The 18,570-nt window shown below is 50.2% G+C and carries 17 protein-coding genes; 14 read left to right on the plus strand and 3 right to left on the minus strand.

Annotated features, from left to right (window positions below):
- Positions 1-53 precede the first annotated feature (53 nt).
- The gene (locus BZG77_RS05025) at positions 54-959 is read right to left on the minus strand and encodes a DMT family transporter (RefSeq protein WP_021022192.1); all 906 of its coding nucleotides are present in this window, start codon (positions 957-959) and stop codon (positions 54-56) included.
- A 132-nt stretch (positions 960-1,091) separates the two neighbouring features.
- Here BZG77_RS05025 and rmuC point away from each other — a divergent pair, with 132 nt between their 5' ends.
- The 9 genes from rmuC (at position 1,092) to hemB (ending at position 9,113) form a co-directional block, all read left to right on the plus strand.
- Complete coding sequence (gene rmuC / locus BZG77_RS05030; protein WP_077646436.1) at positions 1,092-2,627, plus strand: DNA recombination protein RmuC; 1,536 nt, start codon at positions 1,092-1,094, stop codon at positions 2,625-2,627.
- A 75-nt stretch (positions 2,628-2,702) separates the two neighbouring features.
- The gene (ubiE, locus tag BZG77_RS05035; RefSeq protein WP_077461854.1) at positions 2,703-3,470 is read left to right on the plus strand and encodes a bifunctional demethylmenaquinone methyltransferase/2-methoxy-6-polyprenyl-1,4-benzoquinol methylase UbiE; all 768 of its coding nucleotides are present in this window, start codon (positions 2,703-2,705) and stop codon (positions 3,468-3,470) included.
- A 9-nt stretch (positions 3,471-3,479) separates the two neighbouring features.
- A complete protein-coding gene (locus BZG77_RS05040) occupies positions 3,480-4,094 on the plus strand; it encodes a ubiquinone biosynthesis accessory factor UbiJ (protein ID WP_077461855.1) in 615 nt (204 codons plus the stop codon).
- Positions 4,091-5,737, plus strand: coding sequence for a ubiquinone biosynthesis regulatory protein kinase UbiB (gene ubiB, locus BZG77_RS05045; protein ID WP_077646437.1), 1,647 nt, complete (start codon positions 4,091-4,093; stop codon positions 5,735-5,737). The genes BZG77_RS05040 and ubiB overlap by 4 nt, the downstream gene beginning before the upstream one ends.
- 53 nt (positions 5,738-5,790) lie before the next feature.
- Entirely contained in the window at positions 5,791-6,036 is a 246-nt protein-coding gene (gene tatA, locus BZG77_RS05050; RefSeq protein WP_021022197.1) for a Sec-independent protein translocase subunit TatA, read from the plus strand.
- 3 nt (positions 6,037-6,039) lie between these two features.
- Positions 6,040-6,420: a Sec-independent protein translocase protein TatB gene (gene tatB / locus BZG77_RS05055; protein ID WP_077646438.1), complete on the plus strand. Its 381-nt coding sequence runs from the start codon at positions 6,040-6,042 to the stop codon at positions 6,418-6,420.
- A gap of 39 nt (positions 6,421-6,459) precedes the next feature.
- A complete protein-coding gene (gene tatC, locus BZG77_RS05060) occupies positions 6,460-7,212 on the plus strand; it encodes a twin-arginine translocase subunit TatC (RefSeq protein ID WP_077646439.1) in 753 nt (250 codons plus the stop codon).
- Positions 7,209-7,991 (plus strand): TatD family hydrolase, encoded by a 783-nt coding sequence (locus BZG77_RS05065; RefSeq protein ID WP_077646440.1) that lies wholly within the window; start codon positions 7,209-7,211, stop codon positions 7,989-7,991. Before tatC ends, BZG77_RS05065 begins: the two co-directional genes overlap by 4 nt.
- Before the next feature lie 69 nt (positions 7,992-8,060).
- The gene (gene hemB / locus BZG77_RS05070) at positions 8,061-9,113 is read left to right on the plus strand and encodes a porphobilinogen synthase (protein ID WP_021022201.1); all 1,053 of its coding nucleotides are present in this window, start codon (positions 8,061-8,063) and stop codon (positions 9,111-9,113) included.
- A gap of 78 nt (positions 9,114-9,191) precedes the next feature.
- On the opposite strand, the gene asnC is transcribed toward hemB, so the two are convergent.
- Entirely contained in the window at positions 9,192-9,653 is a 462-nt protein-coding gene (gene asnC, locus BZG77_RS05075) for a transcriptional regulator AsnC (protein ID WP_046074586.1), read from the minus strand.
- Between the two features lie 128 nt (positions 9,654-9,781).
- Here asnC and BZG77_RS05080 point away from each other — a divergent pair, with 128 nt between their 5' ends.
- From BZG77_RS05080 to BZG77_RS05095, 4 genes are all read left to right on the plus strand, one after another.
- Positions 9,782-12,931 (plus strand): ABC transporter substrate binding protein, encoded by a 3,150-nt coding sequence (locus tag BZG77_RS05080; protein WP_241844103.1) that lies wholly within the window; start codon positions 9,782-9,784, stop codon positions 12,929-12,931.
- A gap of 35 nt (positions 12,932-12,966) precedes the next feature.
- Positions 12,967-13,746, plus strand: a complete 780-nt coding sequence (locus BZG77_RS05085) for a class I SAM-dependent methyltransferase (protein ID WP_077646441.1) — start codon at positions 12,967-12,969, stop codon at positions 13,744-13,746.
- Complete coding sequence (locus BZG77_RS05090; protein ID WP_077646442.1) at positions 13,747-14,043, plus strand: hypothetical protein; 297 nt, start codon at positions 13,747-13,749, stop codon at positions 14,041-14,043.
- A gap of 339 nt (positions 14,044-14,382) precedes the next feature.
- On the plus strand, positions 14,383-14,736 hold the full coding sequence (locus tag BZG77_RS05095) for an Hpt domain-containing protein (protein WP_077646443.1): 354 nt from the start codon (positions 14,383-14,385) through the stop codon (positions 14,734-14,736).
- A gap of 81 nt (positions 14,737-14,817) precedes the next feature.
- On the opposite strand, the gene gorA is transcribed toward BZG77_RS05095, so the two are convergent.
- Complete coding sequence (gene gorA, locus BZG77_RS05100; protein WP_021022207.1) at positions 14,818-16,173, minus strand: glutathione-disulfide reductase; 1,356 nt, start codon at positions 16,171-16,173, stop codon at positions 14,818-14,820.
- 281 nt (positions 16,174-16,454) lie between these two features.
- Here gorA and prlC point away from each other — a divergent pair, with 281 nt between their 5' ends.
- On the plus strand, positions 16,455-18,497 hold the full coding sequence (prlC, locus tag BZG77_RS05105) for an oligopeptidase A (protein ID WP_077646444.1): 2,043 nt from the start codon (positions 16,455-16,457) through the stop codon (positions 18,495-18,497).
- The last annotated feature ends 73 nt before the right edge of the window (positions 18,498-18,570 follow it).

Here is an 18,570-nt window from a genome sequence, read left to right on the forward strand (position 1 = left end):
GCAACGGGCGCCGTGCATTGTGAGCGGCATTGGCAACCCTTAAGCAATAAAGGTTACGCGCTTGCGGCAGGTTGTTTGCGCTTTTTTGGGGTACGCTGTTGGATCAGTAACCCCACTACAATAAAACTTAGCCCAACCAAGGTACTGATATGAATTGTCTCGCCAATAATGGTGGCCAGTAACACCAAAGAGATAAAAGGCGAAATAAAAATCAGATTACTGATCCGAGAGGTGTTCTGGGTATATTTCATCGCGCTCAGCCACAGCATAAAGGTTATTCCCATTTCGAATAGCCCGACATAACCGACTGCCAGCCATCCTTGCCAAGGGATCCCTTCCCAAGTGCTTGTTAATCCAGCTAATAGCAAAGATACAGGCAGTGACAGAATAAAACAGAGCAAAATGCCGAGCACAGGATCAGCGCGATTTTTAGTATTAAGGACCCAAAAACCTGCCCACAATAACGTTGAGAGTAACGCCAAACCAATGCCAAGCGGGCTATCGAACTGGAGCGATAAAAGCTGGCCTTTGGTAGCGATCACAACCACGCCAAAATAGCCCAACGCCGCCGCAATCCAATCTTGACGACGAATTGTTTGGCCTAAAAACAATGCCGCCATTAATGTCAGAGTGATCGCCCAGCTGTAATTTAAAGGCTGGGCTAATGAAGCGGGTAACAGATCGTAAGCTTTAAAAAGCACCAAGTAGTAAATGAATGGATTAATCATCCCCAACACGCAATAGTAACCGGGTTGACGCCGAAAGGTGGGCCACAGCGCGTGAAGCTTTCCTTGCACAGCAGCAATAACGGTTAAAATCACCACTGACACCAAGCTGGCCGCTGCCAGCATTTGAATCGGTGTCATGTAGCTCAGGGTGATTTTGAATGCGGTTGCAACCGTTGACCATAGCAGTACAGCAGACAAGGCAAAGATCAGTGCCTTCCGTTCGTTATGCATGTTGCCTCCTTGCAAAGATGCCTGTCGTTCCAGGCAGTCTACGCCATTGAAACTGACTGAGATAGGCTGGACATCTATCCAGTATCCCATTAGCCTTGCTGACATCAGTGACCGTACAATAGAGAACCCATTATGCTTGATGGTCTGTCATTATCCACCTTGTCTATCCTGACGTTTTGTTTCGGCGTTATCAGTGCCTCAGGGCTGAGCTATTGGCTGCATCGACGCGTAGTCACCCAATATCAACAGTGGTTTGACACGCAATATGCCCAACAGCAGGCGACCGCTGACATGCAGCAACAACAGCTTCGTCAGCAACTGGAACAACAACAACAAGAGTTGGATAGCTTGGATGTTGAACGCGATCGTCTGACGCAAGAGTTACGCCAGTATTATGGAAAGTTGACGTCGGCGAGCGAGAAACTGCGCCAATTGGAACAATTACGCCAAGACAATCATACACTGTCAGATAAACTCGATACGGTACGTGAGGAAAAGTCTGAACTGTTGGCAGAGTTGCGAGAAGTCAAAGCCAGCGCCGAGCAGCAGTTAAACGCGGCGAAGGAAAAACACGCACTGCTAGAAAACGCGGAGGAGCGATTACGCACCCAGTTTGAGCAACTTGCCAATCAAGTATTTGAGCAAAAAGTCCACTCGGTCGATGAGCAAAATAAAATGAGCTTAGAAAGCCTGCTTGGACCGCTTAAATCGCAGTTGGAAGGATTTAAGAAGCAGGTGACCGACAGCTTTGGCGAGCAAGCCAAAGAGCGCCATACCTTGATTCATGAAATCAAAAATCTACAACTATTAAACGCGGACATGACCCGTGAGGCCCATAACCTGACTCAGGCGCTAAAAGGCGATAATAAGCAACAAGGTAATTGGGGCGAAGTGGTCCTCGCGCGCATTTTAGAAGAGTCTGGCTTGCGAGAGGGGCGTGAGTACCAAACCCAAGTCAGCTTTGAAAATGAACAGGGCAAGCGCTATCAGCCTGATGTGGTGGTTAAGTTGCCACAAGAAAAAGATGTCGTCGTTGATGCCAAAATGGCCTTGGTCGCGTATGAACGCTATTACAACGCTGAGACACTGGCCGAACAAGATGCCGCGCTTAAAGAGCATGTCCAGGCAATTCGTCAGCATATTCGTGGTTTGGGTCGCAAAGATTATCATCAACTCCATGGAGTACGCTCACTGGATTACGTACTGATGTTTATTCCTGTTGAGCCGGCTTTTCAGGTCGCGGTTGAGGCGGATGCCAGCCTGATTCGGGACGCCATGGACAACAACATCATGCTGGTGAGCCCGACCACCTTGTTAGTGGCTCTCAGAACAATCAATAATTTATGGCGCTATGAATATCAAAATCAAAACGCCAAACAAATCGCCGAGAAGGCTAGCAAGCTTTATGACAAGGTGCGACTTTTTGTTAGCGATATGGAAGGGCTGGGCAGCGCGCTAGGTAAAGCCAGTGACAGTTATCAAGGAGCGATGAACAAACTTAGCCAAGGGCGCGGCAATATCTTGCGCCAAGCGGAGAGCTTTAAAGCGCTGGGGGTTGAGGTTAAACGCGATATAAGTCCGGCGCTGGCCAGTGTGGCCACGGAGCCTGGACCGGGAGAGTCGGTCAATGTCATGCAGGCGGACCCAGGCACCACCACGCAAGAATGAGAATAAACTGGGTTGCGCGCTTGGAGTCAGGATGGGCGATAAAGTAAACTGGAGCCAATATGTTAGGGGAATACAATGACAGAGAAAAATTCGCACCAGGACCAAGAAACGATTGATTTTGGCTACCAGAAAGTCAAACGCCAAGAAAAAGAAAGCCTCGTGGCTGATGTATTTCATTCGGTCGCTGCTAAATACGATCTGATGAATGATGTGATGTCGATGGGCATTCATCGGGTATGGAAGCGCTTCACCATTGACTGTAGTGGTGTACGCCCCGGACAAAAAGTGTTGGATTTAGCCGGCGGCACCGGTGATCTGACCGCCAAGTTTTCTCGCATCGTCGGTGAGCAAGGTGAGGTGGTACTCGCGGATATCAATAACTCGATGCTGAAAGTGGGTCGCGATAAGTTGCGCGATAAGGGTATTGTTGGCAACGTGAGCTATGTGCAGGCGAATGCCGAGCAGCTACCTTTTCCTGACGATCACTTTGACTGTATTACCATCGCGTTTGGGCTTCGTAATGTCACCGATAAAGATGCGGCGCTGCGCTCGATGTTTCGTGTACTCAAACCGGGAGGGCGCCTTCTGGTCCTAGAGTTTTCTAAACCGGTGGCGAAGCCGTTATCGAAAGTATACGACGCCTATTCGTTCCACATTTTACCTAAGATGGGGCAGCTCATTGTCAATGACCCAGACAGCTATCGTTATCTTGCTGAATCAATTCGTATGCACCCTGATCAAGAAACCTTGAAAGGCATGATGGAACAAGCCGGCTTTGAACAAGCCAGCTATTATAATCTCACCGGTGGCATTGTCGCGCTGCACCGTGGGTATAAATTCTAAGGAGCCGGTATGGCGTTTGACTCACTCGTGTGTGCAGGACTCGAGACCGCCTTAAATGGCGTGATTAATAAAGATGCAGATAGCCAGCGCCGTTTAGCGCGACTAAAAGGGCGCAGTATTGGCGTCACGCTGCAAGAATATAATCGACAGTGGGTCTTTGTTTTTGGCCAGCAGATCGATGTACTGAGCCATTACGAGGGAGAGCTTGATTGTGCATTATCCCTCTCGCTTTCTGCGTTGCCGCAGTTGCAGCAAAAAGCCAATCTTACTGCGTTAATAAAAGCCGATAAGCTGACACTTGATGGTGATATGGACGTGGCCCAGCAGTTTTCTCAATTGTTGAGCGGCATTCAGTTTGATGTCGCCGAATGGTTATCGCCTTATACCGGAGATGTGGTTGCCCATACCCTCGTCAGTCAGGCACAGCAGCGTTGGCAGCAATTACAACAACTGGCTCAGCGTCAGCAGCGCTATGCTGGGGAAGTGATCACCGAAGAGTGGCGCTTGGCGCCGGGGCCGTTAGAAGTGGCGGCATACAGTGATCAAGTGGACGAATTGCGCAGTGACGCGGCGCGGTTGGAAGCCAAGGTTAAGCAGTTAGTAGAACGGATGGAGTCCGCATGACACTCAGTGAGATTCGTCGCCTGTATTTTATTATTCGTACTTTGTTATTGTACGGTGTTGATGCCTTACTACCCAGGCAATCGCTGACTCGACTCGCCCATCTTGGGCGTAAATCGCTGTTTTGGCTTAAAAACCAACACCCAGACAAGCCTGTGGGTGAGCGCTTGCGTTTAGCGATGCAAAGTTTGGGGCCGGTATGGGTAAAGCTCGGGCAAATGATGTCGACCCGCCGCGATCTTTTTCCTGCTCATATCGCCAATGAACTCGCCCAGTTGCAAGATAAAGTCGCACCCTTTGATGGCCACAAAGCCAAAGCGCAAATTGAAGCGTCACTGGGTGGGCCTCTGGAAACTTGGTTCAGTGATTTTGAGCCCAAACCATTAGCCTCTGCATCCATCGCACAAGTCCACACCGCGACATTAAAAGAAAATGGCCGTGAAGTGGTGATTAAGGTGATCCGTCCCGATATCTTGCCGGTTATTCAGGCCGACTTGCGTCTGATGTATCGCGTGGCACGGCTGGTGGCGCGTTTTCTCCCTGATGCACGTCGCTTAAAGCCGGTAGAAGTGATTCGCGAATATGAAAAAACCTTGCTTGATGAACTGGATTTAATGCGCGAAGCGGCGAATACCATTCAATTGCGTCGCAACTTTGAAAACGATCAAGCCTTGTATGTGCCCGAAGTGTTTAGTGACTATTGCCGCAAAGACGTGATGGTGTCTGAGCGCATTTACGGTATTCAAGTGTCAGATATCGACGCGCTTGAGGCGAACGGTACAGATATGAAGCTGCTCGCCGAGCGGGGGGTTGAAGTCTTTTTCACCCAGGTCTTCCGCGATAGTTTTTTCCATGCGGACATGCACCCAGGCAACGTATTTGTGTCGTATGAACACCCGCACGACCCGCAGTGGATTGGGCTTGATTGCGGTATTGTTGGTACCTTAAACCGCGATGATAAACGCTATCTAGCGGAAAACTTTATTGCCTTCTTTAACCGTGATTACCGCAAGGTCGCTGAGCTTCATGTCGATTCAGGTTGGGTGCCGCATGACACCAATGTCGACGATTTCGAATTTGCTATTCGTACCGTGTGCGAGCCGATTTTCGAAAAGCCGCTGTGTGAAATTTCGTTCGGTAATGTGTTATTAAACCTCTTCAACACCGCGCGCCGCTTTAATATGGAAGTGCAGCCACAGCTGGTCTTACTGCAAAAAACATTGCTCTATATTGAAGGGCTTGGACGTCAGCTTTATCCGCAACTTGATTTGTGGACCACAGCAAAGCCGTTTTTAGAGTCGTGGATGAAACAGCAAGTCGGACCGCAAGCGGTATGGGCGGCGGTCAAAGAGAAGGCACCGTTTTGGGCCGAAAAGCTGCCAGAAATTCCGGAGCTAATCTACGATGGCCTCCGCCAGGGGCGGCAAGTCAATCAGCGGTTAGACACCTACTATCAAAGCTATTTACAGACCAAACAGCGCCACTCGCGCGCCACATATCTACTGGGTATTGGTGCCACCTTACTACTGACTGCGACTATCTTGTATGCCAACCGGATCGATACACTACCGAGTGTTGCGACAGCGGGGGCGATCGTTTTCTGGTTGTGTGGCTGGCGACTTTGTAATAAAACCTGTAGCAAATAGCAGTTACACTGCTGCGCACATAACATTAACCAAGCGGAATAAAGGGAACCGGTATGGGTGGAATTAGTATTTGGCAGCTGCTGATCATTGCAGTCATCGTGGTGTTATTGTTTGGCACCAAGAAGTTACGCAATATGGGTGGTGATTTGGGCTCTGCGGTAAAAGGGTTCAAAAAAGCGATGCATGATGACGAGGGTAAGCGCGCTGATCAAGATGCTGACTTCGAGCCAACGTCGCTTAATGAGCGTGCTGAACCGTCGAAAAGCGAAAAAACGCAAAAAGACAAAGAGCAGGTATAAGCCGTGTTTGATATTGGTTTCTGGGAGCTGGTACTGATTGCCGTCATTGGCCTTGTGGTGCTTGGCCCAGAGCGGCTGCCCATTGCGATACGTAATGTGTCACGTTGGGTGGGCGCGGCCAAGCGTATGGCAGGTTCGGTCCGTGACGAGCTCGAGCAAGAGCTCAAGATCAAAGAGTTGCAAGATAATTTGCACAAAGCCGAGCAAGCAGGGATGAAAAATCTCTCCCCTGAACTGCAAGAGTCGGTGGAGACGCTGCGACAGCGAGCCGCCGATGTGCAGCATCCTTATGCGTCTTCGCCAACATCAACCACTGCAGCGCGTGATACCGAGAGTGCGGACACGGCCACCCGTCCCTCGTCCACCTCGTCGACCGATAAGTGATAACGAGCGACGCCTTATGTCTCTAATGAAAAAACCACTATGTCTTCTGTAAACGATTCTCAGCCACTCATCAGTCATCTGATGGAGCTCCGTAACCGCCTGCTTCGCGCCATCGTTGCCATCTTAGTGGTCTTTGTCGGGTTAGTGTATTTTGCCAACGACATTTATAGCTTGGTCGCTCAGCCATTGATTGACAAGCTGCCTGAAGGGGCGAGCATGATTGCCACCGATGTGGCGTCGCCCTTTTTCACCCCCATCAAACTGACGCTGGTTATCTCGGTATTTGTTGCCATCCCAGTGGTGCTTTACCAAATTTGGGCCTTTGTTGCCCCTGGCCTGTATAAGCATGAGCAGCGCTTGGTGATGCCGCTTTTGGTATCGAGCTCGTTGTTGTTTTACGCGGGCGTGGCGTTTGCCTACTGGGTGGTATTGCCCTTGGTGTTTGGCTTTTTTACCTCGATTGCGCCAGAAGGGGTACAGGTGGCAACGGATATTGCCAGTTATCTCGATTTCATTTTGGCTTTATTTCTAGCATTTGGTATTGCTTTTGAAATCCCTATTGCGATTATACTGCTGGTCTGGACGGGCGCGACAACCGCGAAAAGCTTGACCAGCAAGCGTCCGTATGTCGTGGTGGCGGCCTTTGTCGTTGGCATGATGTTGACCCCGCCCGATATGATTTCGCAAACCTTGCTCGCCATTCCTATGTGTTTGCTGTTCGAGCTGGGTGTGTTGTTGTCACGTTTTTATGTCCCGCGCGACGCATCGGCATCTGAAGAGGCCAATGAATGATTGATATTGGTGTCAATCTCACCAGCTCACGATTTGATAAAGACAGAGACGAGGTTGTTGCTCATGCGCAGCAAGCCGGCGTCTCTGGGATGATTTTTACCGGCACCAACGTTGAAGAAAGCCAAGCGGCGGCGGATTTAGCGGCGCGGTACCCTGGCTACGCTTATGCCACTGCCGGGGTGCATCCGCACGATGCCAAATCTGTCGATCCAGCCAAATTAACCATGATTCGGCAACTGGCGCAGCGCGCCGAGGTGGTGGCGATAGGGGAATGTGGCCTCGACTTTAACCGTGACTTTTCGCCGCGCCCGCAACAAGAAGCGGTCTTTGAGGCGCAACTCGCATTAGCCGCTGAGCAGTCAATGCCGGTATTTATGCATTGTCGGGAGGCTCATGACCGTTGGCTGGCGATATTGCGTCCTTGGTTAGACAAGTTGCCGGCGGCGGTACTGCACTGTTTTACCGGTGAGGATCAGGCACTACGAGATTGCTTGGATGCCGGGTTATACATAGGTGTCACCGGTTGGCTCTGCGACGAACGGCGCGGACAGCAGCTTCAGCAACAGGTAAGCTGGCTACCCGATGATCGCTTGATGATTGAAACGGATGCCCCGTATTTGCAGCCGCGCGATCTGCGCCCGCGGCCCAAACGTAGCCGTAATGAGCCCAAGTATTTACCGCATATTGCACAGGCGGTGGCGCAACTTCGCCAACAGCCTGTTGAACAGATTATTGATTGTACAATAAAAAATACCCAGCGCTGTTTCTCGATACAGTGAGGGGTGCATAACGATAGCGAGGCAGTACGCTGCCCCAAAGCCCAGGTCTGCAACATTAAGGAGGATACCGTGGCCGTATCCATTCAAAGCGCCTTTCCTGCACGACGCTTGCGTCGTACACGCAAAACTGATTTTAGCCGCCGTTTGGTGGCAGAACATACACTCTCTGCCAATGATTTAATTTATCCGGTCTTCGTCCTGATGGGCAAAAACCGTCGCGAGCCAGTGGCTTCAATGCCAGGTATTGAACGACTGTCTATCGACTTGCTGTTACATGAAGCGGACTACCTTGCCAAATTGGGAGTGCCCGCGATCGCCCTGTTTCCGGTGATCCCCAAAGATGCTAAAACGCTCTGTGCATCGGAAGCCTTTAATCCGGAAGGGTTAGTGCCTCGTGCTGTGCGCCTGCTCAAAGAGCATGTGCCACAAATGGGCGTGATTACTGATGTGGCGCTTGACCCTTATACCATTCATGGTCAAGACGGTATTATCGACGACGACGGCTATGTAATGAATGAGCCAACCACTGAGGTACTGATCAAGCAAGCCCTGTCTCATGCCGAAGCTGGTGTCGATATTGTCGCCCCGTCGGATATGATGGACGGGCGAATTGGACGTATTCGCGAAGCGTTGGAAGCAAACGGCTATATTAATACCCAAATCATGGCATATTCAGCCAAGTATGCTTCCAACTACTACGGGCCTTTCCGTGATGCACTTGGTTCAGCCGCTAACCTTAAAGGCGGTAACAAAGCCAACTACCAAATGGATCCGGCCAATAGTGACGAAGCCCTCCATGAGGTTGCAATGGACATTGCTGAAGGCGCCGATACCGTGATGGTGAAGCCTGGAATGCCGTATTTGGACGTAGTGCGCCGAGTGAAAAGTGAGCTCAATGTGCCAACGTTTGCCTACCAAGTGTCTGGTGAGTATGCCATGCATAAAGTAGCGTTTGATAACGGTTGGCTGAAAGAGCGGGAAACGGTAATGGAATCACTCCTGTGCTTTAAGCGAGCGGGTGCGGATGGCATTTTAACCTACTTTGCCAAGCAAGTTGCCGAGTGGTTAGCCGAAGACGCGGGCGCGCCATTACCACCGCGGCCGGAAGATACCGTCGGCTAAATGACCACACAGTGTCTCTACGCCCTTGCCATTGGCAGGGGCGTTTTTTTAGTAAGGGCATGAATTACCCCACAAAGCTCAAGGGATAACATTGCGGTTGATCGGGTTCTGTAGTGAGATCAGTGTCTCTGTCGATTGGACCTCATCGATGGCCTGCAGTTTATCAATCAATACAAACTGTAACTCCTCGATAGAGCGACACATCAGCTTCACGAAGATGTTATAGGCCCCTGTCGTATAGTAAGCTTCGACTACCTCATCGAGTTGGTTCAGCTTTTCTAGCGCGGAGTGGTAATCGCGCGCCGCTTTCAGATTGATACCAATAAAGCAGCACACGTCATAGCCGAGTTTTTTAGTATTTACCAATATCTCGGTGCCTTCGATAATGCCAGCGGCTTTCATCTTTTCGACACGAACGTGCACGGTGGCAGGGCTGACATGAAATCGCTTTGCCATTTCTGCGTAAGGAACGCGTGCATCATCCAGTAAGGTAGAAAGAATTCGACGATCGAGGTCATCCAGTTTCGGCAATTCGTTCATTGTTTTCGTCTTTTTGTTATAGCGAGGTCTTGTTTTTCGTTAACACGATTGCTTGACCGTTCGGTTAACACCTAATGTAGGGTATCGCGTTGTTTAGTGCGATACCAATCAACCAACAGGAAGTAGATGTGGGGATCAAATACCTTTTAGGCGGTTTACTGTTCTGGGTGGCATTAAGTGTCAGCGCCGCACAAAAAAACGTGCTGGTGGTGCATTCCTATCATCCCAACTTCTTTTGGAACCAAGCTCTGGTCGAAGGACTCGATACTGCCACCGCGGGAGAAGACATTGCGTTTCAGCATACTTATCTAGAAATTAAACGTTATCAGTCAGCGGCGTATCGAGAGCAACTCAAAAAACTCTATATCCAAAAGCTCGCGAACCATCAATTCGATGCGATCTTAACCACGGATAATGCCGCACTTTGGTTAATCCATCAGTTACATGAATATGTTGGTGAAACGCCAGTTGTTTACGCGGGCCTGAATAACTTTGGTCGTCAGCATTATCCGTTGCTCCCTAAGCTAACCGGCGTCAAAGAGGAAGTGGATCTACCGCGCAACTTGGCGTTAATGAAGCGGTTGCACCCTGGTTTAGAGCGCGTTTATGTGTTGCTCGATAATACCTTCTCTAGTCGTCAATACTGGAATGTCGTGCAAGCGCAACTGGCCAGAAACGGTGATTCTGGCATCGACGTCGTGCGCCTTTCTGGTCTCACCTTTTCGGGACTAGGCAATAGAATTCAAGCCATGCATGACGGTGAGGCGGTGTTTTATCTTTCCTATTTTAGGGATAGCAACAGACAACTTCTCGATAAACTCAGTGGTATCCGAACGCTCACTCACAATACGCCTGTGCCCATCTATGGTGCCATGAGTTTTATGCTCGGTCAGGGTGTGGTCGGCGGCGTGGTGATAGATGGTAAAAATCAAGGCTACCATCAAGGGAAGCTCCTTCTTAAGACCTTGAATGGTCAGCTACCCGCCGAACGTGATGGGACCAATATCACCATGTTTGATTACCCGGCACTTAAGCGCTGGCAGTTAGATATTAGCGCGTTTGATGATGTGACGATCACCAATCAACCCGAACCAATATGGCAAACTCATCCGGTGGCTGTGCAAGCGGTCGCCTTGGCTGTTTTGGTACTGGGCAGCGTGATTGTCATGCTAGCCGCGAATATTCGTCAGCTTCGACGCAGTGAGACATCGTTGATGCGTCACCGGGCGATGCTCAAAGGGGTGTTTGATCAAAGTAATCAACTGATCGCGTTGTTGGATCAAAATGGCATCGTCGTTTCAGGCAACACCAGCTTTTATCAGCTGATCACCGACAGGCAAGCGTATGGAGAGCGTCCTTTATGGCTGTGGCCAATTTGGCGTAATCCGGCAAGTTTGGAGCAACACCTAAAACAGATTGGAACCACCCAGCCAAAGCGGTTTGAATTATGTTTAAGCGAAGCCCACCGTGAAGTGATCTTGGACGTGGCAGTGAAAAGCTTTCCCGGTGAACGAGGCCAGCCACGCGTATTACTTGAAGCGCGAGATGTCACCCAACGCAAACAAACTGAAGAGAAGCTACAGCGCAGCGAAATTGAATATCGCATGCTCTATGAGCAACAACCCGTTATTTTGTTAACGGTGGACTACCAGGCGCGCATCCAGTCACTGAACCAATACGCCGCAGATTTATTCGGCCATGAAAAATCGTGCTTACTGGGCCATAAAATCACTGAGCTGTATGTGAGCGAGCAGGCGCCACCCCATCGAATGATTAAACGGGATCAGCATAACCAAGAGCAAGTCTGGCGCCGTGAGATTCCGTATCGAGCCGGCAATGGACACACCTTATGGGTTCGAGAAACCATCCGCGCTATGCACAATCAAACCCAGCTAATGGTCGTGGGGGAAGATATTACCGCGCACCGAGAAATGGAAAACCAGCTGACCTATCAAGCGCATCATGACTATTTAACCGGTCTTTACAACCGTAGCTACTTTGAACAAAAACTGGCCGCGGCATTATTACAAGCTCGAGAAGATGATGAGTGCCATGCGATGTTCTATATCGATATGGACCAGTTTAAATTAATTAATGATACTGCGGGCCATGAAGCGGGGGATGAGGCGTTAAAACAAGTGGCTCAGATTATCCGTCAGCACTTGCCGGAAGGGGCGGTACTCTCACGCTTAGGTGGTGATGAGTTTGGCGTTATCGCGTATCATCACGCCGCGGAGCAGTCAGTGATCTGGGGGAGAGCCTTGCTGGCGGTGCTTGCTGACAGTGAGTTCTTCTGGCATGGCAGCCGGATGCGCTTAGCGTGCTCGTTGGGGATTCGTCTGCTTGACCGTACCGCGGGTTCGCCTCAACAAGTTCATGCCCAAGCAGACACAGCGTGTTATGCCGCGAAAGATGAAGGCCGCAATCGACTCCACATTTATCACCCCGATGATGAAGAGCTGCAACGCCGAGAGCAAGAAATGGCTTATGTCAGCCATATTCATGAGGCGATCGCGCATGACCGCTTTGACATCTATGCACAACAAATTGTGGATATCCAATCAGATGAGCAAGACACGCTCTACATTGAAGCACTGGTAAGAATGCGCGACACCAAAGGCGGCTGGTTACCTCCTAGTATGTTTATCCCTGCCGCCGAACGCTACAGCATGGCGCATCAACTGGATACGGTGGTGGTAACCAAAACGCTTGCCTGGTTTGATGCGAACCCCGAGCAAATTGCGAAGTTGGGCAAGGTATCGATTAATCTATCGGGCCGGTCGATTACCCAAAGCACGTTCGTTGCTTTTCTCCTTGATGCCATTAAACAGACCCAGGTTCCCAGCGAGTGCCTCTGCCTGGAGATCACGGAAACCGCGGCGATCAGTAATATGAGCAGTGCGATCGATCTGTTTTCTCAGCTTAAAGCATTGGGGTGTACCATCGCCTTAGACGATTTTGGTGTCGGCATTTCTTCGTTTGGCTATCTGAAGCGTTTACCGGTCGATATTATAAAAATTGACGGACAGTTTATCCGCGATATTGAGACTGATGAAACCGACTATGCCATGGTGAAAGCCATTCACGATTTAGCTAAGCAAATGGGAAAACAAACCGTGGCTGAATTTGTTGAAAACGCAGCTATCTTGGACAGAGTCAAAGCGCTTGGCATCGACTATGCCCAAGGTTATCACTTTAGTATCCCGGCGCCGTTGAGCGATCAGGTAAAAAAGTGGCGTCCCAGTTGTGAGACAGTGAAGGAAAAAAACTATCTCTGATATAATCGGACCAGCCCCAGCTGTGGAGATCCGATGTGCAACTCAGTTTGATTTGTGACGCTCTTGAAAAAGACGAAGAATTTGAAAGGCTAAAGTCGAAGTGGTCACTCACTCATGATCCTGATTCATCGTTTGCCCTGGTAATGACACAAACGCATCTTGAACTACGCAAGCGCGATGAACCTAAATTAGGGGCAGTGTTTGTTGACTTTGTGAGCGGTGCGGTCGCCCACCGTCGTAAATTTGGCGGGGGGAAAGGACAAGCGATAGCGAAAGCGGTTGGGCTCAATAAGGGGATCACCCCGCGCGTACTCGATGCCACCGCTGGACTGGGGCGCGATGCGTTCGTATTGGCGTCTTTAGGCTGCTCCGTGCAAATGATAGAAAGGCATCCGGTTGTTGCCGCCTTGCTGGATGATGGCTTACAGCGAGCCTATCAGGACCCCGATATTGGTGCATGGATGCAATCACGGATGACGTTATTGCATGCCAATAGTGAGCAAGCACTGACTGACATGGCAAACATGCCAGGTTTGGTGCGACCTGATGTGATTTACCTTGATCCCATGTATCCCCACAAGAAAAAAGCCGCCTTGGTGAAAAAAGAGATGCGCGTTTTTCAATCTTTAGTGGGGGCAGATAGCGATGCAGATGCCTTATTGCTGCCCGCACTTCAACTGGCCCGCAGTCGCGTGGTGGTTAAGCGGCCGGATTATGCGACGCCGTTAGCGGATAAACCACCGCATTCGACCATTACCACCAAGAAAAACCGTTTTGATATGTACATTAACGCAGCGTTAGGCGCGGAGGCGTAAGTGGCCAAAGCTTTATGTAAATGGCGCCGAGGCGAGGTTGAAGCTAACCTATCCACCTTGGCAATCATCACCACACCGCCACGCGTGGCTTGTAGTAAATGTGCGCGGGTCGCGAGTGAAAAAGGCTACGTCTGTCGTCCTATTTCGCTAGTGAGTGGTGAAGAAAAGAAAGCGAAGAAAGCGTCTGATCACGCCGCTAAAAAAGCTAAAAAAGCCAAACAAAAAGCAGCCAAGAAAGACAAAAAGGGTAAAGCGGATAAAAAGGCCAGAAAGAAGGCTAAGTCGGATACACTCTAAATCAATATAAACAGCGGACAAGCAAAAACTCCATGGCGTACCATGGAGTCTTTCAGATTTAATCGAGACCTTTTACCATCAATACGGTTAATAGTCCGGTGATGACTGAAACAATCAGACCGGAAACGATTAGCCAAGGCAACATATCCATCATGATTTGCACTCACTTCTGTTGTTATGATTTGGGGGAAAAGCGAGCATGATTGGACCTGAGTTTAACCACTATCTCAACAGGATAAACGCAGCTGGTTAACCTTAGTAACAGCTAGAAACAAGATGGCTACAAAGTATTCAAAAAGCCCATGTGGCGCATAGGTCTATCAGTACAAAGGATCCAACATGAGTGTCAATCAAGGAAAGGCCGACCTATCGGTTTGGGATAAAGAAGAAGCGTTAAGTCGGTTAATGGACAGTCCGGCGCTTCTTGACGAAGCCTGCCGTATTTTTGTTGAAGAAAGCAAGCAACAGCTTCCGGTGATGGAAAGGCAGTTAGCGGAGGCTAATTACGCCGATTTAGTCCGTGAAGCGCATAAAATGAAAGGCAGCGCCAGTAATTTGGCCGCACTAGAGCTGTATCAGAACGCGTTGACACTAGAGCAAGCGGCCAAGCAAGGAGAAGCCGATCAAGCCACGGCGGCACTGGCGAGTCTTAAAGAAGGCTTGGCTCGCTTCTGTGCGCAGTTGACAGGCTAATTGCTGTAACAAACAATGAATCCCCATAAAAAAACGCCGTGTATCGACACGGCGTTTTGATATGAACCTATCTCGCGCGGCTTAGCGCATGGTAACAAACTCTTCTGACCCGGTTGGGTGAATCGCAACCACGCTATCAAAGTCTGCCTTAGTGGCGCCCATTTTCATCGCCACCGCAAAGCCTTGAATCATCTCGTCGACCGTAAAGCCGATCCCGTGCAGGCCCACCACTTTTTCTTCATCGCCAGCACACACCAGCTTCATTTTGCAGGGTTGGCGGTGCTGAGTAACAGCGGTGTACATGGCCGCAAAGCTGGACGTGTAGACTTTTATATTGTCATCGCCATACTTGGCGCGTGCTTCTGGCTCACTCAAGCCAATGGTACCGATTGGCGGGTGGCTAAATACCACGGTTGGCACCAACTCATAGTCCATTTTGGCATGTGTCTGGCCGTTAAATAGGCGCTCTGATAATAAACGTCCCGCCTTCACCGCAACAGGGGTGAGCTCAATGCCGCCATCCATGATATCGCCGACACAGTGAATATGTGGCACGCTGGTGGTTTGGTATGGGTCGACTTTGATGTAGCCATCTGCCGTGGTTTGAACATCCGTCGCACCCAGGTTGATTTTATCTGTGGTGGGGTGACGGCCAATTGCCCAAATCAAGGTGTCTGTATTGTGGGTGGTGCCGTTTTCAAATGATAGCGTCAGGCTGCCATCGTTCTCTTTGGTAACGGAAACCGGAACATGCTGGGTATGAAGGGTTGGCCCCTCTTTTTCCATTACCTCGACCAAGGTATCTGTCACCATAGGGTCGAATGTCCGTAGTGGACGGTCTTTACGCACAAACAAGTGGGTGTCAGAGCCGAGCGCATGTAACACGCCTGCAATCTCCACCGCGATATAGCCGGCACCGACAACAGCCACCCGCTTAGGCTGCTCGGGGAGAGCAAAGAAGCCATCAGAATCGATGCCAAGTTCAGCGCCCGGAATTGTTGGAACAGTGGGCGTGCCACCGACCGCAATTAAGAAGTTATCGGCGGTGTAATGCTCACCATCAACCTCAACCGTGTTGTTGTCGACAAAGCGCGCAAACCCACGGATGACATCGATGTTGTTTTTATCTAAAACATTGTCGTAGGCCTTATGGATGCGGCCGATATAGGCTTCACGGTTATTAACCAGTGTTGACCAATTAAAGCCTTTCACATCCACATCAAAACCGTAGTCTGACGCGTAGAGGTTAAGCGCTTCTGCGACTTGGGCGCCATGCCACATCACTTTTTTTGGCACACACCCTACGTTGACGCAGGTGCCGCCTAGGTGTTTTGCTTCAATAAGGGCGACTTTAGCACCGTGCATCGCGGCACGGTTGGCAGAGGCAATACCGCCACTACCGCCACCGATACAGATATAGTCGAAATGCTTCGCCATGTCTTTCTCCATCTTATAGGCACAGGGTGCCACTGGCTTTTATGTCGAGGTCAGCTTGTCCTGTTTGGTGGTGCTTGTAAAGCCACCCACTCTGACCTTCTGAGTATTAGCATACCAAACCGGCAGTGAGGTAGCAGTCTCAGAATCATTTTGTAACGCTCGCAATACAACTTGCTTGAGCCCAAAGGATTGAAAAGTCCCCCTCGAGACGGCATATACCAGTTGTCATTCATATTCCAGGCCTCATAGAGTGAGCGTCTGGTAGCAAAAAGGAAGGCATTATGTCCAACCCGCTACTTCAATTTGAGGATTTACCTCCGTTTTCGGCGATTAAGCCTGAGCATGTTAAGCCGGCAGTGGAAGCCGCTATTGCTGACTGTCGCCAAGCTGTCGATGCCGCTGCTGGCACTGACCAAGCTAACTGGGCCACTGTTTGCGTACCGGTGACTGAGGCCGAAGATCGGCTAGGCCGGATCTGGTCACCGGTCAGCCATATGAATGCGGTGGTCAATAGCCAGCCATTGCGTGAAGCCTATGAAAGCTGCTTATCGTTATTATCTGAGTATTCAACATGGCGCGGGCAGCACAAAGGTTTGTATCAAGCGTACAAAGCGATAAAAGAGAGCGCCGAATTCAACACCCTAGAGATTGCTCAGCAAAAAGCCATCACCGATGCGCTGCAAGATTTTGAACTCTCGGGCATTGCCTTGCCGGTGGATCAGCAGCACCGATTTGGTGACATTCAAAAGCGTTTGTCTGAGCTTTCCTCTTCATTTAGCAATAATATACTTGATGCCACCATGGGATGGACCAAGTTGATTTCTGACGAGAGTGAACTCGCAGGCTTGCCTGAGTCCGCGCGCCAGGCGGCGAAAGCGCAAGCAGAGGCAAAATCGCAGCAAGGCTATTTATTTACCCTGGATGTCCCCTCGTACCTGCCTGTGATGATGTATTGCGATAATCGTGCACTACGTCAACAAATGTATGAAGCCTTTACCACGCGTGCTTCTGACCGCGGCCCGCAAGCGGGGCAGTGGGATAATTCCGAGCTGATGAATGAGTCGTTGCGCTTAAAATACGAACTGGCACGTTTGTTGGGCTTTAATAGCTACAGCGAACTGTCGTTGGCGACCAAGATGGCAGAAACACCAGACCAAGTGATGGGCTTTTTGAATGATTTGGTCGACAAAGCCCGCCCTCAAGGTGAACGCGAGTTTGCCGAAGTGAAGGCGTATGCCAAGCAAGAATTTGGCGTCGATACCCTTGAGCCTTGGGATATTCCGTATTACAGCGAGAAACTCAAGCAAGCGCGTTATACCATCTCCGATGAGGCACTCCGCCCTTACTTCCCTGAAGCGCGAGTGCTCAATGGTTTGTTCGACGTGATGAAACGTGTGTTCGGTATGACGATTACCGAGCGTAAAGGAATCGACACGTGGCATGAAAGTGTGCGCTTTTATGACATTCATGACAGCCAAGGGACGCTGCGTGGCAGCTTCTATTTGGACTTATACGCGCGGGAGCATAAACGTGGTGGCGCGTGGATGGATGAATGCCGGGTGCGTCGTCGCAAAGCGAACGGTGAACTGCAAACACCGGTGGCGTACTTAACCTGTAACTTTAATCCGCCAGTGGGTGACGATCCGGCGTTGTTTACCCATGATGAAGTGGTCACCCTGTTCCACGAATTTGGTCATGGCATTCATCATATGCTGACGCAAGTCGACGTGGCTGATGTCTCCGGCATTAATGGTGTACCTTGGGATGCGGTAGAGTTGCCGAGTCAGTTTTTGGAAAACTGGTGCTGGGAGCAAGAGGCGCTGAGCTTTATTTCGGGGCATTACCAAACTGGAGAAGCGCTTCCTGAAGACATGCTGGAAAAAATGCTCGCGGCGAAAAACTTTAACTCAGCCATGGGAATGTTGCGTCAGCTCGAGTTTAGTTTGTTTGATTTCCGTCTATTCAGCGAGTTTGATCCGGATGTGGGCCCGCGGATCATGGAAACGCTAAATGCGGTGCGTGAGCAAGTCTCAGTGGTGCCGACGCCTGAATGGAACCGCTTTCCGCATGCTTTTGGGCATATCTTTGCGGGCGGATATAGTGCAGGTTATTACAGCTATAAATGGGCTGAAGTACTCTCGAGTGATGCCTATTCGCGTTTTGAAGAGGATGGGATCTTTAACCGTGACACCGGTGAAGACTTCTTAAACCATATTCTTAGCCGCGGGGGCAGTGAAGCACCAAAAGACTTGTTTGTTCGCTTTAGAGGTCGCGAGCCAAGCCCTGAGGCGTTATTGCGCCATAGTGGGATTGCAGCGGCTTAATTGCCTGCTGAGCTGATTGACAGCGCCAAGGATAAAAAGGCCCATACCATCAAGGTGTGGGCCTTTTGTTTTG

This window comes from Salinivibrio sp. IB643, from assembly GCF_001996105.1.
Classification (GTDB): domain Bacteria; phylum Pseudomonadota; class Gammaproteobacteria; order Enterobacterales; family Vibrionaceae; genus Salinivibrio; species Salinivibrio costicola.

Bases quoted from the DNA above. Each gene is read 5' to 3' on its own strand.
- BZG77_RS05040 (WP_077461855.1), top strand. From the start codon at position 3,480: ATGGCGTTTGACTCACTCGTGTGTGCAGGACTCGAGACCGCCTTAAAT.
- asnC (WP_046074586.1), bottom strand. From the start codon at position 9,653: ATGAACGAATTGCCGAAACTGGATGACCTCGATCGTCGAATTCTTTCT.
- rmuC (WP_077646436.1), top strand. From the start codon at position 1,092: ATGCTTGATGGTCTGTCATTATCCACCTTGTCTATCCTGACGTTTTGT.
- gorA (WP_021022207.1), bottom strand. From the start codon at position 16,173: ATGGCGAAGCATTTCGACTATATCTGTATCGGTGGCGGTAGTGGCGGT.
- tatC (WP_077646439.1), top strand. From the start codon at position 6,460: ATGTCTTCTGTAAACGATTCTCAGCCACTCATCAGTCATCTGATGGAG.
- BZG77_RS05095 (WP_077646443.1), top strand. From the start codon at position 14,383: ATGAGTGTCAATCAAGGAAAGGCCGACCTATCGGTTTGGGATAAAGAA.
- BZG77_RS05025 (WP_021022192.1), bottom strand. From the start codon at position 959: ATGCATAACGAACGGAAGGCACTGATCTTTGCCTTGTCTGCTGTACTG.
- ubiB (WP_077646437.1), top strand. From the start codon at position 4,091: ATGACACTCAGTGAGATTCGTCGCCTGTATTTTATTATTCGTACTTTG.
- BZG77_RS05065 (WP_077646440.1), top strand. From the start codon at position 7,209: ATGATTGATATTGGTGTCAATCTCACCAGCTCACGATTTGATAAAGAC.
- prlC (WP_077646444.1), top strand. From the start codon at position 16,455: ATGTCCAACCCGCTACTTCAATTTGAGGATTTACCTCCGTTTTCGGCG.
- ubiE (WP_077461854.1), top strand. From the start codon at position 2,703: ATGACAGAGAAAAATTCGCACCAGGACCAAGAAACGATTGATTTTGGC.
- tatA (WP_021022197.1), top strand. From the start codon at position 5,791: ATGGGTGGAATTAGTATTTGGCAGCTGCTGATCATTGCAGTCATCGTG.